Source organism: Geminicoccus flavidas (assembly GCF_009806515.1).
Classification (GTDB): Bacteria; Pseudomonadota; Alphaproteobacteria; order Geminicoccales; family Geminicoccaceae; genus Geminicoccus; species Geminicoccus flavidus.
In genome coordinates this window covers 1-3,031 of the sequence record NZ_WUJP01000621.1, presented here as the reverse complement: position 1 = coordinate 3,031, position 3,031 = coordinate 1, and the positions used below count along the sequence as shown (strand labels likewise).

Annotated in this window: 3 protein-coding genes; all 3 read left to right on the top strand. The window is 72.2% G+C overall.

Annotated features, from left to right (window positions below; all coding sequences use genetic code 11):
• The coding region (locus tag EQG76_RS17545; RefSeq protein ID WP_255476558.1) for a phosphate acyltransferase at positions 1–947 on the top strand (947 nt) is incomplete at its 5' end.
• Between the two features lie 92 nt (positions 948–1,039).
• Positions 1,040–1,843, top strand: a complete 804-nt coding sequence (locus EQG76_RS17540; protein WP_159715683.1) for a hypothetical protein — start codon at positions 1,040–1,042, stop codon at positions 1,841–1,843.
• Between the two features lie 67 nt (positions 1,844–1,910).
• Positions 1,911–3,031: glutathione S-transferase N-terminal domain-containing protein (locus tag EQG76_RS17535; RefSeq protein WP_159715682.1), on the top strand; the 1,121-nt coding region annotated here is incomplete at its 3' end.

Genomic DNA, 3,031 nt, shown 5'->3' with positions numbered 1-3,031 from the left:
CCGAGGGCGAGGAGGAGAAGACCATCCGCACGGCCCTCGCCTGGCGCGACACCGGCCTCGGCACGCCGATCCTGATCGGCCGCGAGGACCGGGTGCGCAACACCATGGCCCAGATCGGCCTGTCCAACCTGGACGGCATCGAGATCCACAATGCCCGGCTGTCGGACAAGAACCGTGCCTACACGGACTTCCTCTACCAGCGCAGCCAGCGCAACGGCCTGCTCTATCGCGACTGCACGCGGCTGGTGAACCAGGACCGCAACGTGTTCGGCGCCTGCATGGTGGCGATGGGCGACGCGGATGCGATGGTGACCGGGCTCACCCGCAACTACAACGACGTGCTGGATGATATCCTCCGGGTGATCGACCCGAAGCCCGGGCACCGCATCTTCGGCATGACCATGATGCTGGCGCGCGGCAAGACCGTGTTCATCGCGGACACCACGGTGCACGAGCTGCCCGACACGCGCGTGCTGACCGACATCACCATCCAGACCGCCAAGGTCGTCCGCCAGCTGGGCTTCACGCCGCGGGTGGCCCTCCTGTCCTTCTCCAGCTTCGGCAACCCGCCCGTGTCCAAGGCGCAACGGGTGCGGGACACGGTGATCGAGCTGGACCGCCGCCAGGTCGACTTTGAGTATGACGGCGAAATGGCCGCGGACGTGGCGCTCGACCCCGAGTTGATGGCTCTCTATCCTTTCTGCCGGCTGAAGGGGCCGGCCAACGTGCTGATCATGCCGGCACTACATTCGGCCAACATCGCGTCGAAGCTCCTGCAGCAGCTGGGCGGCGGCACGGTGATCGGGCCGCTGCTCCAAGGGCTGAAGAGGCCGATCCAGATCGTGCCGATGAACGCCACGGTCTCGGACATCCTCAACATGGCGGCGCTGGCGGCGCACGACGCGATCACCGCCACCGAAGCCGATGCCGCGGTGGTTGCGGCCTGATGAACACGGGCGCTGCGCGAATCGTGCGGAGGTAGCAGATCGTTAGGGATTTTCGGGCAAGCTCGGTTCCCACGGGGCAGTGGGAGCGGTCAATGAGCGGTGATGACGGCAACAGGCGCCCAGACGGGAAGCGCTGCGACTGGAAGCGCCGCGGCTGGGCAGCCTTGCTAGCCCTGTTGCTGACCGCCTGCGCGACGAAGGCACCGGTCGTGCCGGAGGCGCTGCCGGCGGAAGCGGCGCTCGACCCGGCACCGTTCGCCCTGATCTTCGGGCGCCATCCCGCCACCCAGAACGGCGGCGGCGCGCTGCCCACCGCCGAGACCGCGGTGGCCCAGGCGATCCGCCTGGCCCGCGCTGCCGGTCCGGACGGCCTCCCGCCGCAGGACGCGCAGGACCTGCGGCCGCTGCTGGTGGCGCGCGGCCAGCAGGAACTGGCGGACGTCCAGGACTTGTCCCAGGCCCTGGACCTCGTCGAGGCCAGCCTCGAGGCCGGGCCCGGCCAGACCGGGTGGCAGGGCGACTGGTATCGCGGCGTGAGCCAGATCGTGACCGGCCTGCGCTTCGACATTGCAGTCACCGACCGGGTACTGGAACAGCTGGCCGATCCGCGCCTGCCGGATGACGAGCGGCGTACGGCTAGCGCCGAACTGCAGGCGCGCTTGGCGGCCCTGATGCTGGGCCAGGACCTGAACGGCGACGGCCGGGTCGATCCGCGCGCCGACGTGGCGGGACTGCTGCAACTGCGCGACGCGTTGGGCTATGCTGCGGTGGTCGATGGCGAGGACTGGAACTGCCGCAGCCAGCCCGAGCCGATCCAGACGGTGCTGGCTGCCTACCGGCAGGAGGTCTTGTGGTGCGAGATGCCGAGGGCTGCCGAGGACGTGCCTCAGTCGTGACCGGGCAGCCGCATCCTGGCCTGGGCAGCCATCCGGCGGCCGCGGCCCAGCCGCCGGCCGCTGCCGCATGACCACCCGCCTCGTGATCGGCAGCCGCAATGCCTGCGGCGGGTCGCTGGCCGCCTGGCTGGCGATGCGCACGCTCGGGCTGCGCTTCGAGGAAGTGCTGGTCCCGCTCGGCCGCCCGGAAACCGACGAGTTGCTCGAGCGCTTCACGCCGCACGGGCGGCTGCCCGTGCTGGTCGAGCCGGAGGCCACCGTCTCGGGCGTGCTGCCGATCCTGGAATGGCTGGCCGAGCGCCACCCCGAGCTCTGGCCGGACGACCCGGCGGAGCGGGCGCTGGCGCGCTCGGTGGCGTTCGAGCTCCTGGACGGGCTGGACGCGCTGCACCGCTTCCTGCCGATGGACCTGATCGCGCGGTTCGGCCCGCCCGGGCGGCTGATGCGCGGCGTCGCCAGCGACCTGAAGCGGGTCCGGCAGATCTGGGCCGAGCTGCGCGCCGGTCCCGTTGCGGCGCGAGGCCCGTTCCTGTTCGGCCGGTTCACCGCGGTGGATGCCGTCGCGGCACCGATCGTCACCCGCTTCGTCACCTATGCCCTTCCATCCCAGGACCCGGCCTGCGCCGCCTATGTCGCCGCCGTGGCCGAGCTGGCGCCGCTGCAGGAATGGGCCGCCGAGGCGGTGTCCGAGGTGGCGGCGTTCGAGCGGATCCGGACCGAGTCCTTCCACCGCCGCCCGCCCGAGCCGATCCCGGCACTGGTGGCGCTCCTGACGCCGGCCGGCCCCGCCTCCTTGGCCCAGGCACCGGCCGCCACGGCCACCCCTGCCGCCGCCATGGCGCGCGCACCGACAGCGCCGGCCCCTGCCTCGCCCGTTCGGCCTGAGGCGGCAGGCCGGGGGACGGCGAGCCGCACTCCAGCAGGGACTGCTCCGGCACCTGGCCGGCGTGCGGTACCCGGCCCGCGGCTGGACGAGGTCGACCGGCCACCGATTGCCTATCTGGACGACACTGCCCCGACCCGGTCGCCACTCGACGGCACCGCCCTCTCCACGGCACGCGGGCCTTTGCCCGATCCCGCGGCACCGGCCCCGCGGCCGTCCGCGTCCGGCACGGCACTCACCGGCGCCGGCACGCCTGCCGGCGGGGCTGGGCAGCCGAGCGCGCTGCGGGAACGGGCTGTGCCTGC